Below are 14,091 nucleotides of genomic sequence, written 5' to 3'. Positions count from 1 at the left end.
GCTAGGAGGATCGGACTCAGATGCCCAGCGGCGGAAAGATCAAAGTCAAAGGCACGGTAGTAGAGCTCGACGGTGACGAGATGACACGCGTCATCTGGCAGTGGATCAAGGATTTGCTGATCTTTCCGCACCTCGACATCGACCTGGATTATTACGACCTGGGCGTCGAGCACCGCGACGACACCTACGACCAGGTGACGATCGACTCCGCCTATGCCATCAAGAAGCACGGCGTCGGCGTCAAGTGCGCCACCATCACCCCCGACGAGGCCCGCGTCAAGGAGTTCGACCTCAAGACCATGTGGTCGTCGCCGAACGGAACGATCCGGAACATTCTGGGCGGCACGATATTTCGCGAGCCGATCATGATTTCGAACATCCCGCGGCTGGTCCCGGGTTGGAAGAAGCCGATTATCATCGGCCGGCACGCTTTTGGCGACCAGTATCGTGCGACGAACTTCAAAGTGGACCGCCCCGGCACCGTCACGCTGACCTTCACGCCCAACGACGACAGCGAGCCGGTTGTGCAGGAAATGGTGAGCATTCCCGAAGACGGCGGTGTCGTGATGGGGATGTACAACTTCAAGGAATCGATCCAGGACTTCGCCCGCACATCGTTTGCCTATGGCCTGCAAGAGAACTACCCGGTGTACCTGTCGACCAAGAACACCATTCTCAAGTCTTATGACGGCATGTTCAAAGACGAGTTCCAGCGCATCTACGACGAGGAGTTCAAGGACAAGTTCGAAGAAGCCGGACTGACCTACGAGCACCGGTTGATCGACGACATGGTGGCGGCCTGCCTGAAGTGGGAGGGCGGCTATGTGTGGGCCTGCAAGAACTACGACGGCGACGTGCAATCCGACGCGGTGGCGCAGGGCTACGGCTCACTCGGGCTGATGACGTCGGTGCTGATGACCGCCGACGGTAAGACGGTCGAGGCCGAAGCCGCGCATGGCACCGTCACGCGGCATTTTCGTCAGTACCAGGAAGGCAAGCCGACCTCCACCAATCCGATCGCCTCGATCTTCGCGTGGACCCGGGGGCTGCAGCACCGCGGCAAGCTGGACAACACCCCCGAGGTCAGCGACTTCGCCCAAAAGCTGGAAGACGTCGTCGTCACCACCGTTGAGGGCGGCCAGATGACCAAGGACCTCGCACTGCTGATCGGCAAGGATCAAGACTGGCAGACCAGCGAGGAGTTCCTCAACACGATCGCCGAGAACCTGGACAAGGCCCTCAGCTGATTGCTCAGCTCGACCTGATCTCGCGGATCGGCGGGCTGTATTGGTCGAGGAAGTCGGTGATGACTTCGGTGACACGGCCGGGCGCCTCGAACATCGGGATGTGACCCACACCGTCGAGCTCAGTCACCTGCGTGCGCTTGGGAAGTTGGGCCCTGAAGTACCGGTGGGATCTCGGCCCCGGAAAGACCCGGTCCTTTTCGCAGATGACCAAATGGGCGGGAACGGCGGTTTGCGCCAAGTCCGCCAGTCCGGGCATCAACAGCGCTTTGATCAGCAGCTGGAAGTAGGCCGGGCAGTGCGCAACGTCGTCGATGATCGCCCGCAGTTCGCTTTCGCTGACGCCGTCCGGTGATCCACTGACCGGCAGGGTGGCCAGCCGGCGGCTGAACGGCAGCTGCAATGCGCGCGGCCCGAGCCAGCGCGCCAGCGCCCATACCGGCATGCCCATCACGAACTTGGCGATCACCTCGAACTTGGTCGGGCTCCACCGCGTCCATCCGCCCGCCGGGGCGATGCCGGTGACCGTGCGGGCCCGGCCCCGGCTCTCCAGTTCGAACGCCACCCAGCCGCCCAGCGAGTTGCCGACGATGTGGGCGGTGTTCCAGCCCAGCTCGTCGAGTTGCCGCTCCACGTGATCGGCCAGTACCTCCGAGCTCAGAAACCAGGTACCCGAGTAGGGCCCGCCGTTGTGGCCGGCCATCGTCGGGGCGAACACCTCGTAGCGGCCGGTGTCGGCCAATTGCTGCGCGACGGTCTGCCACACCAACTGCGAGATCAGAAAGGGATGTAACAGCAGGACCGGTTCTCCGGTGCCCAGATGAATTGGCGCGCGCATACGCCGACACTATGGCGATACCGCCGGTACTGCAATTGGGGTCATTGGAATGGTCTATCGCCGCCGTCATGCGACCGATTCGCGAATGGCGGGATTGGCGTGCCATAATCCGCCGGTAAGGCGACGACGTTGCAGGAAGCCGGTGTGAGTCCGGCGCGGTCCCGCCACTGTCATCGGGGAGCGACCCTCATCCGCCACGGCTGCGAGCTGGAAGGCGAGGCGAGCAACGATCCGAGAGCCAGGACACTCGCGTCGTCGCATCCTGCTACCCGGGGCGGTGTACCCCGAGAGAGCTGACGAACCTCCATGCCATGCATGTCAGGGCCGGCCGTCGCGGCTGCCCATTTCGCTAAATCCACTGCGATTCCAGGCAGCTGGCGTTGACCGCGCCGATTTGGATGGCCGCACCGCCGGAAGTGCATTCGACGCTGCTCTCCAGCGGTCCCGGTCCCGGCTCGCTGCTGGCCGCCGCGACGGCATGGAATTCGCTGGGCACCGAATACCTCGACGCGGCCGACGAACTCACCGCGTTGTTGGGAGCGGTGCAAGCCGGGACCTGGGACGGCCCGACGGCCGCAAGCTACGTGGCCGCACACGCGCCGTATCTGGCGTGGCTGACGCAAGCCGCCACCGACAGCGCCGTCAGAGCGGCCCGGCATGAAACCGCGGCCACCGCCTACATCAGCGCGCTGGGGGCCATGCCGACGCTGGCCGAACTGGCCGCCAACCACGCCGCCCACGCGGCGTTGGTGGCGACGAATTTCTTCGGTGTCAACGCGATTCCGATCGCGCTGAACGAGGCCGACTATGTGCGGATGTGGATTCAGGCCGCCACCGTGATGAGCACCTATCAAACCGTCGCCACCGCGGCAGTGACGGCATCACCACAAACCACGCCGGCACCGCAGATCATGAAGGCCGACACCTCGGCGGCCACTGCCGATCAGCCGTCACCGTTGCCCCCCGACCGTCAGGACGACGTCCTGGATTGGCTGAACAACAGCGGGTTCACCGACTTCTACAACAGGGTCTTCCAACCGCTCATCGACGGTCTGATGAGCGATCCGTTCTTCCAGAACATGTTCGCCGGGTTTGATCCCTGGCTGCCGATACTCGGAAATCCGCTTACCTACCTCAACCCGGCCAATATCGCGTTCGCTCTCGGCTATCCGATGGACATCGGTACCTACGTTGCCCTGCTGTCGCAAACCTTCGGATTCATCGGGGCGGATCTCGCCGCTGCCTTCGCGACCGGTAACCCCGCGACGATCGCTTTCACCATTCTGTTCACCACCGTCGAAGCGATCGGCACGATCATCACCGACACCATCGCGCTGCTCAAGACTTTGCTGGAGACGACCCTGCTCCCGGTTTTTCTGCCGCTGCTGACCCTCCCGCTGATTCCGCTGGTGGCTGCCCCCATGTTGCTGGGCGGCGCCGTGGGCTTGGCGGGTTTGCACCTGCACGGCATCCCGGTGATGCCCGTCATCCCGGCCCCGCCGCCCCTGGCATTGGCACTGGCGCCGACCCCGCCTCCCGTCCCGGCTCCGGCACCCGCGCCGGCCCCGGCTGCGGCGCCGGCGACCGCCCCTGCGCCGCCGGCACCGGTGGCTCCGCCGCCGGCGCCGGCGGCGCCACCGGTGGGTCTGACCATGGACGGATTGGCCTACATGCTCGGTGGACTGACCGCCGATGCGCGGCGGGCGGCCGGCGCCAGCGCCCGCCGAAAGAAGGCGCGGCATGCCCTGGTAGCCCAGCCCGCGGCGGCTGCGGCAGCTATGGAGCAACAGGCTCGGGGTGGGCGGCACCGGCGGCCGGAGGTCACGCAACTGGGCCGCGGGTACGAATACATGGACCTGGAGCCAGAGCCGCCGGTATTGCCCTCGGATCAGGGCGCGGGACCAATGGGATTTGCCGGGACCGAACGCACGGTGGCCGGGGCACAGCCGGCGGGATTGACCACAGTGGTCGGCGGCTCCTACGGCGGCGGGTCGACGGCGCCGATGATGCCGAGCACCTGGGAGCACGAGCTCGACTGAGCGACCGTGGGCTGCCGGCCGGGGCCCGCGTGAAAAGATCGAGCCATCATGAACACCGCTACCGCAACCCGCCGGGTCTTCTCCGGTGTGCAGCCCACCTCTGACTCGCTTCACCTCGGCAACGCCCTGGGTGCGGTGACTCATTGGGCCGAGTTGCAGGACGACCACGACACGTTCTTCTGCGTCGTCGACCTGCATGCCATCACCATCCCGCAGGATCCCGACGTGTTGCGGCGGCGCACGCTGGTCACCGCGGCGCAATATCTGGCGCTGGGCGTCGACCCGGCCCGCAGCACGATCTTTGTGCAAAGTCACGTGCCGGCCCACACTCAGCTGGCTTGGGTGCTGGGCTGTTTCACCGGTTTCGGCCAGGCCTCGCGGATGACACAGTTCAAAGACAAGTCGACGCGCCAGGGCGCCGAGTCGACGACGGTCGGGCTGTTCACCTACCCGGTATTGCAGGCTGCCGACGTGCTGGCCTACGACGCCGAACTGGTGCCGGTCGGCGAGGACCAGCGCCAGCATCTCGAGTTGGCCCGCGACGTGGCGCAGCGCTTCAACAGCCGGTTCCCGGACACTTTCGTCGTTCCCGACCTGCTCATCCCCAAGGTCACCGCCAAGATCTACGATTTGCAGGACCCGTCGGCCAAGATGAGTAAATCGGCGGCCACCGACGCCGGCCTGATCAATCTGCTCGACGATCCGCGGTTGTCGGCCAAGAAGATTCGCTCGGCGGTGACCGACAGCGAACGCGACATCCGCTATGACCCGGAGGCTAAACCGGGGGTGTCTAATCTGCTCGGGATCCAGTCCGCGGTCAGTGGCGTCGACCTCGACACCGTGGTAGAGCATTACGCCGGGCGCGGTTATGGCGACCTGAAGAAGGACACGGCCCAAGCCGTCGTCGAATTCGTGACACCGATCAAGACCCGGGTCGACGAGTTGCTCGCAGATCCGGCCGAATTGGAATCCGTGCTCGCCACCGGAGCGGCACGAGCGCAGGATGTGGCCGCAAAAACGGTCGATCGTGTCTACGACCGGCTAGGGTTTCTTCCACGACGTTTCTAGTCCGCGACGATGCGGAGGTCATGAGCGAATCGGCCCAACCCGGACTTCTGGATCGGCTGCGTGCGCGGTACCGGTGGTTCGACCGTGTGATGCAGGCCAACGAGCGTTTCAATGACGCCAGGGGCAACTATTTCGCGGCCGGCCTCACCTACTACACAATCTTTGCGCTGTTTCCCTTGCTGATGGTCGGTTTCGCCGTTGGCGGGTTCGTCTTATCGCGCCGGCCGGCGCTATTGACCGAGATCGACCACAAGGTGCGGGCCAGTGTGCCCGGTAACCTGGGTCAACAGGTAGTCGATTTGATGAATACCGCGATCGACTCGCGCGCGTCGGTCGGCCTGATCGGCTTGGCCACCGCGGCGTGGGCGGGTCTGAGCTGGATGGCCCATCTGCGCGAAGCGCTCAGCGAGATGTGGATGCAGCGCGGCGAGCGACCCGGATTCGTCCGCACCAAGGTGTCGGATCTGGTGGCGATGGTGTCCACGTTCGTCGCGATCATGGCGACGTTGGCGCTGAGCGCGCTGGCCAGTGCCGCACCGATGGCCAAAGTGCTTGGCTGGCTGGGCATTCACCACGTGCCGATGCTGGACGTGATCTTCCGCGGCGTATCGGTGTTGATGTCGGTGGTGGTGTCGTGGCTGGTGTTCACCTGGATGATCGCCCGGCTGCCCCGGGAGTCGATCAGCTTCGCCAGCTCGGTGCGAGCCGGGCTGCTTGCCGCGATTGGGTTCGAGGTGTTCAAGTTGGTCGGGTCGATCTATCTGCGGTCGGTGCTGCACACCCCGGCCGGCGCGACGTTCGGCCCGGTGCTGGGGTTGATGGTGTTCGTCTACATCACCGCGCGACTGCTGTTGTTCGCCACCGCCTGGGCAGCGACATCACCGGACAATCTGCTTGCGGCGCCAGTAGAGCCGCCCGAACCCGCGATGATCACCACCCGGATGCAACCCGACGACGGTTTGAGCGCTCGGCAGGCGCTGGTCGCTGCAGCGGCCGGAGCCATTGGCGCGCTGGGGCTTTCCCGGCTGCTTCGTCGGCGTTAACTCACCACCCTCTCTCCATCGAAACTGCGGCTACGGCGACTTCAAGGCGAAAGTCCCGCACTGAACGCAGTTTCGGCGCTGTCAGCGCAGTCTCGGCACTGTGGATCAACGCCCGGGGGCGTATCTGTGCCTGGCGACCGGTGTGGTCTCGTGTCGCCGTTAGCTCACCACCTTGAGGCCGACTATGCAACCGACGACGCCGGCGATGAGCAGCACCTTGATCAGTGACGCAGCTTCGTCTCCGGTCAACATGGCGTAGGCGACGGTGAGCACCGCGCCGATGCCCACCCACACCGCATAACTGGTTCCGGTCGGCAGGCTGCGCATCGCGAACGCCAATCCCGCCATCGACAACGTCAGCGCGACAACGAAAGCCAGTGAGGCACCCAGTCGAGAGAAGCCGTCGGATCGGTTCAGGGCCGTCGCCCATACCGCCTCCAGCACTCCGGATATCACCAACACCACCCAGGCCATCGTGCACCTCCGCAGCGCCGTCTTGTCTGGCCCGGTACGGTGCACCTCGTCGGGTTGTCAGTTGCTGACCGGCTCGAGGATAGCAAAGTCTAAGGGAGCCCGGATCTTCCGAGCTCTGCGGTCATCTGCTGCGCGAATACCGTGGCGGCTTTGAGTGGACGGACCATCACGGTCAATTCGTCGATCAAACCGTCGCCGCGACTGTGCAGGAAGTCGCAGCCCTGGATCTGCAAACCGTCGACGGTGGCGTTGAACAGTAGTGCGTGGTCGGCGGCGCCGGCGTCGATTTCCCTTTCGAAGCGAAACTCTTGCAATACGGTCGCTACCGCGGAGATGATGGCTGCCACGGTGTTGCGGCCGGTGTAGGGCCGGTGCGCGACCGGGCTGTGCAAGATTACGTCGTCGGTGAACAGTGTGCCTATCGTGTCGATATCGCCGGCCTCGACGGCAGCGCGGAATGCATGCATGCTCACATCACCGGCGCGCGGCCCACGGCTACGGTGACCGCGGCGATCAGAATCAAGATGTTCACCGCGACACTGCGCGGTTCGCGAAGGTACGCGTGCGAGCTCATTGCGCCTATCATGACGACCACGAAACCGAGCGCGGCGAGCGGTGTCAGGTACGGCGCGACTCCGGTGATCGTGGGCATCAGTATTCCTATGGCGCCAAGCAATTCGCAGAACGCGGTCACGCGGACCACCGGCAGCGGAAACGGTGCAACACCGGTTTGGCCGCTGGCGATGAGCCGGTCCTTGGGCCAGCTGATTTTCGCCAGTCCCGACGCCGTAAAGACGGCAGCGAGCAACACTTGCAGGGTCCACAGCAGGACATTCATTCCTGACCTCCAATCGACGTAGGTTCACCATTAAGACGTGGTGCCGTCGTCGGATGTGACAGCGGATGTCAGGACAGCGGTGGGCTAGCGCGACACCGTGGGTGCGAGCCATTCGCCGTTGGTCATCACGGCGGTCACCGCTAGATCGCCGTCCAGTACTACAACGTCGGCTTTGCGGCCGGTGCAGAGCGCCCCGACGTCGTCCAGCCCGAGCGTGCGCGCCGGGGTCGCCGAGGTCATCTGCACCGCGGCGGACAGGCCCGCATCGGCGGCCGCCGCCCGGAAGAGTTGATCCATGGTCGCGGTGCTGCCCGCGATGGTCGGGGTGCCTCGCACCCGTGGCACCCCCGAGACGACCTCAATTTCCATTGTCCCGAGCCGGAATTCGCCGTCACCCACCCCGGCTGCCGAAATAGCGTCGGTGACGGCCGCGACCCGATCAGGTCCTGCGGTCGCGATCACCGCGGACAGCACAGCGGGGTGGACGTGAACCCCGTCGGCGATCAACTCGACCGTCACCCGCGGATCCTGCAGCAGCGCAAGCGATGGTCCGGGGTCGCGGTGGTGCAGTGGCCGCATGCCGTTGAACAGATGGGTGCCGGCCGTCGCGCCAAGCGCGATGGCATGGCGGGTCTGCTCGTAGGTCGCATCGGTATGTCCAACAGCCACAACGACTCCCGCATCGACGAAGCGGGTAATCGCGTTGTCGCTTCCGCGTCGTTCCGGTGCCAAGGTGACCATTCGGACCGCTCCGTCACCGGCCGCCAGCAGAGTGTCGATCTCAGCGGGCTCCGGGTCGCGCATCTGCTGAGGATCGTGCGCGCCGCACCGCCCTGGACTCAGCCACGGCCCCTCCAAGTGGATGCCGGCCACGACGCCGGCCTGTGTGGCTTCGGTCAGTGCCGACACCGCGTTGCGCAGATGGGCGGGGGAGGCGGTGACCACACTCGCCAATGTGGTGGTGGTGCCGTGTCGGCGATGAAACGCCGCCGCCCGCACAATATCTGCGCTGTCGGCATCGGTGTAACTCGCGCCGCCGCCGCCATGTACATGCATGTCGACGAATCCCGGCACCACGATCGCGCTCGGCAGGTTGACATCGGCCGGCCGGGGCGAAGGGCCGCTGCCGCAGCCCAGGATCCGATCACCCGACGTTTCCAGCCACCCCGGTCGGCAGACCCGCTGCTCGAGAACGATTGTGCCGGCAGTGATTAGAGCCACGACGGTGCATGTGGCGCGGTGGTAGGCAACTCCTCGGGCCAACTGCCGCCGTTCTCCCAGAAGTGCCGGATGTCTTCCAATTGCTTGCCTTTGGTCTCGGGAGCAAACCGATAGACGAAGACGAAGCTTGCGAGCGCGAAAACACCGAACACCGCGAAGGTTCCCGCGCCGCCCAAGGAACTCAGCATCGACAGGAACGCGCCGGCGACGATTGCGTTGGCCACCAAATCCGCAGTGAGCATGGCGCCGGATCCGAGCGACCGTAGCCGCGACGGCATGCTCTCGCCGGCGTACACCGATACCAGTGCGCCGAAGCCGAACGTGAAGCCGATCATGAAGATCAGCACACCGATGAACCCGAAAAGGGTGAGCGCATCGTAGGAGTCCGAGCCCACCGCGAATACCAGGATCAGCAGGACGTCAGCGGCGATCATCGTGGCGATGCCGATCAACAGAATCGGCCGGCGGCCCAGCCGGTCGACAAGCAGCAGCGAGACGACTACCGCGGCAAGGGCGGCGACTTGGACCACCGCCGGCAACAGCAGCAACGCGGAGCTGCCCCGAAAGCCCATCGCCTCGAACAGCCGCGGGCCGTAGCAGATGATGGCGTTGACGCCGGTGATCTGGATGAAAAACCCGAGGCCGACCAAAAAGACGGTGGCTCGCAGATACGGCCGGCGCACCATCTCGGCGACTACACCGCCGCTTTCTTCGTTTTCTTCGCGAAGCGCGCGGCCGATCTCGGCGATCTCCTGCTCGACGTCGCGTGCCGGTTCGATCCGCTGCAGCGCCCGGCGTGCGTCAGCAGTGCGGCCCTTGAGCATGTACCAGCGCGCGGTGTCGGGCAGCCGGTGCAACAGCAGCAACGCCAGCACGGCGGGCAGGGCGGCCAGCCCCAGCATCAATCGCCAACTCTGCGACCCGGACAGCAGGTAAGCCGCTACGTAGCCGAGGATGATGCCGATAACGGTGGCCACCTGGTAGGCGACCAGCATCGAGCCGCGGACCGCCGCGGGGGAGGATTCGGCGACGAATACCGGCGCCACCACCATGGACAGCCCGATGGCCAGCCCCAAAAGCAGCCGCGCTACCAGCAGCATCGGCATCGAGGGCGCCATTGCTCCCAGCACCGCCAGCACCGCGTAGGCGGCGGTGGCCAGCGTAAGCGACTTCTTTCGTCCGACCGCATTGGCCAGTGGCCCACCACCCATTGCCCCGACGATCTGGCCGATGACCACCGCTGTGGTGACCAGCTCCTGCTGGTGTGTGCTGAGGTGAAAGCCGTCGGTGATATACAGCAGCGCGCCGGCGATGTTGGACAGGTCGTAGCCGCAGATCAGGCCGACACTTGCCGCGGTGATCCCGATTAGCAGCACTCGTCGCGACAGCTGCGCCTGATTGATTCGTGGCATGGGCATACGCCCTCCTACGTTAGGCGGCGCGCGCGGTTGCGGGGTGGCCGGGCAGGCACCGGCCCGGCGCCACGCCGTGTGGTATGCGCCGGGTGATCAGAATTCGCGCTGCGGCCTGCGGTTCAGCGAGCGGGCGACCATGATCAAGCCGAACACGATGATGGTGCCGATGACCGCCACGCCGACTCGCACCGGCAGCGCGTCGGCGGGCGGCACGATGGCGGCGGCGGCGCGGGCGGCGAGGCCGTCGCCATCGGCATCGGCGACGGGTTTGGCGGCCACCAGCGCCGGGTCCGGCTCGATCAGCGTTCCCACCCGAGTGCCCGGGGAAGTGGCGAATCCGTAGTCCAGTAGATGTGCGGCCTGTTGCCACGGCGCGATCGGCTGACGGGTGCCGTGCAGCAGTACGGCCATCAGCCGGCGACCGTCCCGGTTGGCTGCACCTACGAACGTCTGACCGGCGTCGTCGGTGTAGCCGGTTTTGCCGCCCAGCGCGCCTGGATAGTGTGCGAGCAACTGGTTGTCGTTCTCCAGCTGATAACCCGGGGCATCGCCGTGGCCGGGGAAGTCGAAGGTCGGTGTCGCGACGATGCCGGCGAATGTCGGGTTCTCCCAGGCATACCGGTAGAACAGGCCGATGTCGTAGGCGGATGTGCTCATGCCGGGCCCGTCCAATCCGGACGGTGTCGCGACGCGGGTGTCGCGCCCGCCGAGCTTGGCGGCCAGCGTGTTGATCTTCTCCAGGGCGACCTGCATGCCGCCCAGCTGCACGGCCAGCGCGTGGGCGGCGTCGTTGCCGGAATGCATGAGCAGCCCGTGCAAGAGCTGGTTGACGGTGTAGGTGCCGCCGGGCGCGACGCCCACTTTGGTGCCCTCTGCGGCGGCGTCCTCCGGGGTGCCGTCGACGGTCTTGTTGAGGTTGAGTTCGTTGAGCGATGCCATCGCGACCAGCACCTTGATGACGCTGGCCGGCCGGTGCCGACCGTGGGGGTCGCGGGCGGCGAGGATGGCGCCGCTGTCGAGGTCGGCCACCACCCACGCCTCGGCGGAGATGTCGTCGGGCACTGGTGGCGTGTCCGGCGCGGCGATGACGCCGCAGCCGGCCAGCGCGTTGCCGCCGACTGGCGACGGCGGCACCGGCAGCGGAAGCGGCGGATCACCGGCCTGGGGCACCTCCGACGAATCCACCGCCGGCGGGGTGGACACCTTGTAGCGGCACGCGTCCGGCGCGGTGTCGGGCTCGGCCACGGCGGCGGGCAGGCTGGGCACCGCAGCTAAGAAAACCGCTGCTGCCAGGCACGATGCGGAACGTAAGAAGACCATCGTGTGTGCAGGGTAGGCGATCGGCGGCCCGATTCAACGGCGCCGCGCTGTGACTGATGTTGCAGAAGTTAAAAAGCTGAGGTTCAACGGGCGCCGGCCGCCGCAAGCTCGACGTGCGCGACGGCCGGGAAATCAATCGTGCCCATCCATAGCTTGCCGGCGCTTTCGACAAGCCCGGTGACGACGCCGAAGTCGGGATGACTGGTGCGTAGGCCGGCGACGGGCGCACCGCCGTCCGGGTCGAACGCGACGGCCCACACCTCGGGTTTGATCCGTGGTTGCAGGCGCTCGGGCAGTCGCCACGCGATCTTGCGCAGGATCGGCGGGCGCGGCAGCAGCCATTCCAGCGCGGTATTGGCCGGGGCGACCATCGCCGTCCAGATCCGCCCGTCGGCACCCGTGGACAGGTTGTCGGGCATGCCGGGCAGATTCACCGCCAGCGGTGTCACCGAACCGGCATGCGGGCCGGTCAGCCAATACTTCGACAGCCGGCGCGCCTGGGTTTCGGCGAAGACCAGCGCCGATTCGTCAGTCGTCGCCGTTACCCCGTTGGCGAAGTAGAGTCCGTCGACCAGCGAAGTGACGGTGCCGTCGGTACCGAGCCGGAACAGGCCGCCGCGTCCGCGTGCCTCGATGACCGCCGCGGTGTAGTCCTCGAAACGAAAATCACACGTCGATTCGGTGAAATAGATTGTGCCGTCGAATGTTTCGGTGACATTGGAACAGAACATCAGTGGTCGGCCGGCCACCGATTCGACCAGTGTTTCCAGCGCGTGGCTGTTCGGGTCCAGCGCAAGCAGTCCCCGGTGGCTGTCGCAGATCAGCACCCGCCCGTCGCGGGCCACGTGCAGGCCCAGCGGCCGGCCGCCGGTGTCAGCGACGACGGTGACCTCGTGTCCATCCGTCGAGATTTGGACAACGCGACCGTCTTCCAGGCCGGTCCATAGCCGGCCGGCGGCGTCGGCGACGACGTCCTCGGGTCCATTGCCGGGCAGCGGGACGACTGTGATGCTCGCCGTCGGCATGTCGGGAAGCGGGTCGACCGGTGGTGGCTGCCAGCGGACCGGGTCGATACGTGGTTTGCTCACAGGCGCATCTTGCCGCGAAAGTGCAACTACCGACGCTGTTCCTCGAGAAATACGTCGGTAGTTGCACTTTCGCGAGACTAGAGATGACTTTCTGTGAGCGCACTGCGCAGAATCGATTCGATGGTGTCGAATTCGGTTGGGCCGCTGATCAGTGGCGGCGCCAGCTGAATCGCCGGGTCGCCGCGGTTGTCGATGCGGCAATACAGCCCGGCCTCGTAGATCGCCGCGGACAGCATGGGCAGCAGCCGCTGGCGTTCCTCGGGGCTGAAGGTCTGTCTGGTCGCCTGGTCCTTGACCAATTCGATCGAGTAGAAGTAGCCCTCGCCGCGGACATCGCCGACCAGCGGCAGGTCGTAGAGCCTCTCCAGAGCGGTGCGGAAGCCCGCTGCGTGGTGTTTGACGCGATCGGTCAGGCCCTCGCGCTCAAAGATGTCGAGGTTGGCCAATGCGACCGCGGCCGACACCGGATGCCCGCCGAACGTATAGCCGTGCGGGAACATCGTCGTTGCGTCGTCGAAAGGCTCGAACAGCCGGTCGCTGGCGATCATCGCGCCGATTGGCGAGTATCCCGACGTCATCCCCTTGGCGCAGGTGATCAGGTCGGGTACGTAGCCGAAATCTTCGCAGGCGAACATCGATCCGATGCGGCCGAAGGCACAGATCACTTCGTCGGAGACCAGCAGCACGTCGTAGTCGTCGCAGATCTCCCGGACCCGCTCGAAATAGCCAGGCGGAGGCGGGATGCTGCCGCCCGCGTTTTGTACCGGTTCGAGGAACACCGCGGCGACGGTGTCGGGGCCCTCGAACTCGATCGCCTCGCCGATCCGGTCGGCGGCCCACCGTCCGAAAGCTTTGGCGTCGGCGTCGAACGGTTCAGCTGCGCGGTAGAAGTTCGTGTTGGGCACCTTCACCGCTCCTGGCACCAGTGGCTCGAACGGGGCCTTGAACTCCGGCACCCCGGTGATGGCCAGCGCGCCCTGCGGGGTGCCGTGGTAGGCGACGGCACGCGAAATCGCTTTGTACTTACCGGGTTTGCCGGTGAGCTTGAAGTACTGCTTGGCCAGTTTCCACGCGGTTTCCACCGCCTCGCCGCCACCGGTGGTGAAGAACACCCGGTTCAGGTCGCCGGGCGCGTAGTGCGCCAGCCGTTCGGCCAGCTCGATAGCCGGCGGCGTGGCGTAGGACCACAGCGGAAAGTACGCCAGCGTGCGGGCCTGCGCGGCGGCCGCCTCGGCGAGTTCGGCGCGGCCGTGTCCGACCTGCACGGTGAACAGCCCGGAGAGCCCGTCGAGGTAGCTTTTGCCGCGGTCGTCCCAGATCGTGACGCCTTCGCCGCGGGTGATGATCGGCGGTGTGATGCCGGGGCCATGCCGGGCGAAGTGTCCCCATAGGTGCCGGTCGGCCTTGGCTGACAGATTCTTGCTCATGTTGCCCGCGAGCGTAACGCCACGACGCTTTTGGGCGGTTGAATTGTCAGTGGCGTTACGCTCGGCGCCGGCTAAC

Annotated in this window: 13 protein-coding genes and 2 riboswitches; of the genes, 4 read left to right on the top strand and 9 right to left on the bottom strand. The window is 65.8% G+C overall.

The window, feature by feature from the left end:
- Positions 1-20 precede the first annotated feature (20 nt).
- On the top strand, positions 21-1,247 hold the full coding sequence (locus AC5Y42_RS19840; RefSeq protein WP_499900281.1) for an NADP-dependent isocitrate dehydrogenase: 1,227 nt from the start codon (positions 21-23) through the stop codon (positions 1,245-1,247).
- A 4-nt stretch (positions 1,248-1,251) separates the two neighbouring features.
- On the opposite strand, the gene ephH is transcribed toward AC5Y42_RS19840, so the two are convergent.
- Positions 1,252-2,082: an epoxide hydrolase EphH gene (ephH, locus tag AC5Y42_RS19835; RefSeq protein WP_499900280.1), complete on the bottom strand. Its 831-nt coding sequence runs from the start codon at positions 2,080-2,082 to the stop codon at positions 1,252-1,254.
- Between the two features lie 109 nt (positions 2,083-2,191).
- Positions 2,192-2,351, top strand: a riboswitch (cobalamin riboswitch).
- 111 nt (positions 2,352-2,462) lie between these two features.
- Here ephH and AC5Y42_RS19830 point away from each other — a divergent pair.
- The 3 genes from AC5Y42_RS19830 to yhjD are packed head-to-tail and all read left to right on the top strand — an operon-like array spanning position 2,463 to position 6,232.
- A complete protein-coding gene (locus AC5Y42_RS19830; protein WP_499900279.1) occupies positions 2,463-4,121 on the top strand; it encodes a PPE domain-containing protein in 1,659 nt (552 codons plus the stop codon).
- 48 nt (positions 4,122-4,169) lie between these two features.
- On the top strand, positions 4,170-5,189 hold the full coding sequence (trpS, locus tag AC5Y42_RS19825) for a tryptophan--tRNA ligase (RefSeq protein ID WP_499900278.1): 1,020 nt from the start codon (positions 4,170-4,172) through the stop codon (positions 5,187-5,189).
- A gap of 20 nt (positions 5,190-5,209) precedes the next feature.
- Complete coding sequence (yhjD, locus tag AC5Y42_RS19820) at positions 5,210-6,232, top strand: inner membrane protein YhjD (RefSeq protein WP_499900277.1); 1,023 nt, start codon at positions 5,210-5,212, stop codon at positions 6,230-6,232.
- A 159-nt stretch (positions 6,233-6,391) separates the two neighbouring features.
- Here yhjD and AC5Y42_RS19815 read toward each other — a convergent pair whose 3' ends face one another.
- From AC5Y42_RS19815 to AC5Y42_RS19780, 8 genes are all read right to left on the bottom strand, one after another.
- The gene (locus AC5Y42_RS19815; RefSeq protein WP_499900276.1) at positions 6,392-6,706 is read right to left on the bottom strand and encodes a DMT family transporter; all 315 of its coding nucleotides are present in this window, start codon (positions 6,704-6,706) and stop codon (positions 6,392-6,394) included.
- 11 nt (positions 6,707-6,717) lie between these two features.
- Positions 6,718-6,780, bottom strand: a riboswitch (guanidine-III (ykkC-III) riboswitch).
- Between the two features lie 15 nt (positions 6,781-6,795).
- Positions 6,796-7,173: a nuclear transport factor 2 family protein gene (locus AC5Y42_RS19810; RefSeq protein ID WP_499900275.1), complete on the bottom strand. Its 378-nt coding sequence runs from the start codon at positions 7,171-7,173 to the stop codon at positions 6,796-6,798.
- Between the two features lie 2 nt (positions 7,174-7,175).
- Positions 7,176-7,544 (bottom strand): DoxX family protein, encoded by a 369-nt coding sequence (locus AC5Y42_RS19805; RefSeq protein ID WP_499900274.1) that lies wholly within the window; start codon positions 7,542-7,544, stop codon positions 7,176-7,178.
- An 84-nt stretch (positions 7,545-7,628) separates the two neighbouring features.
- Complete coding sequence (gene nagA, locus AC5Y42_RS19800) at positions 7,629-8,765, bottom strand: N-acetylglucosamine-6-phosphate deacetylase (protein ID WP_499900273.1); 1,137 nt, start codon at positions 8,763-8,765, stop codon at positions 7,629-7,631.
- The gene (locus tag AC5Y42_RS19795) at positions 8,756-10,177 is read right to left on the bottom strand and encodes a sugar porter family MFS transporter (protein ID WP_499900272.1); all 1,422 of its coding nucleotides are present in this window, start codon (positions 10,175-10,177) and stop codon (positions 8,756-8,758) included. The genes nagA and AC5Y42_RS19795 overlap by 10 nt, the downstream gene beginning before the upstream one ends.
- Positions 10,178-10,273: 96 nt before the next feature.
- Complete coding sequence (dacB1, locus tag AC5Y42_RS19790) at positions 10,274-11,500, bottom strand: D-alanyl-D-alanine carboxypeptidase DacB1 (RefSeq protein ID WP_499900271.1); 1,227 nt, start codon at positions 11,498-11,500, stop codon at positions 10,274-10,276.
- A gap of 83 nt (positions 11,501-11,583) precedes the next feature.
- Positions 11,584-12,525: an SMP-30/gluconolactonase/LRE family protein gene (locus AC5Y42_RS19785; RefSeq protein ID WP_499900338.1), complete on the bottom strand. Its 942-nt coding sequence runs from the start codon at positions 12,523-12,525 to the stop codon at positions 11,584-11,586.
- Between the two features lie 140 nt (positions 12,526-12,665).
- Positions 12,666-14,015: an aspartate aminotransferase family protein gene (locus AC5Y42_RS19780; protein WP_499900270.1), complete on the bottom strand. Its 1,350-nt coding sequence runs from the start codon at positions 14,013-14,015 to the stop codon at positions 12,666-12,668.
- Positions 14,016-14,091: the final 76 nt, after the last annotated feature.

The sequence above is a fragment of the Mycobacterium sp. NGS48 genome, from assembly GCF_059812585.1.
This window is presented reverse-complemented; position numbering and strand designations above follow the sequence as displayed.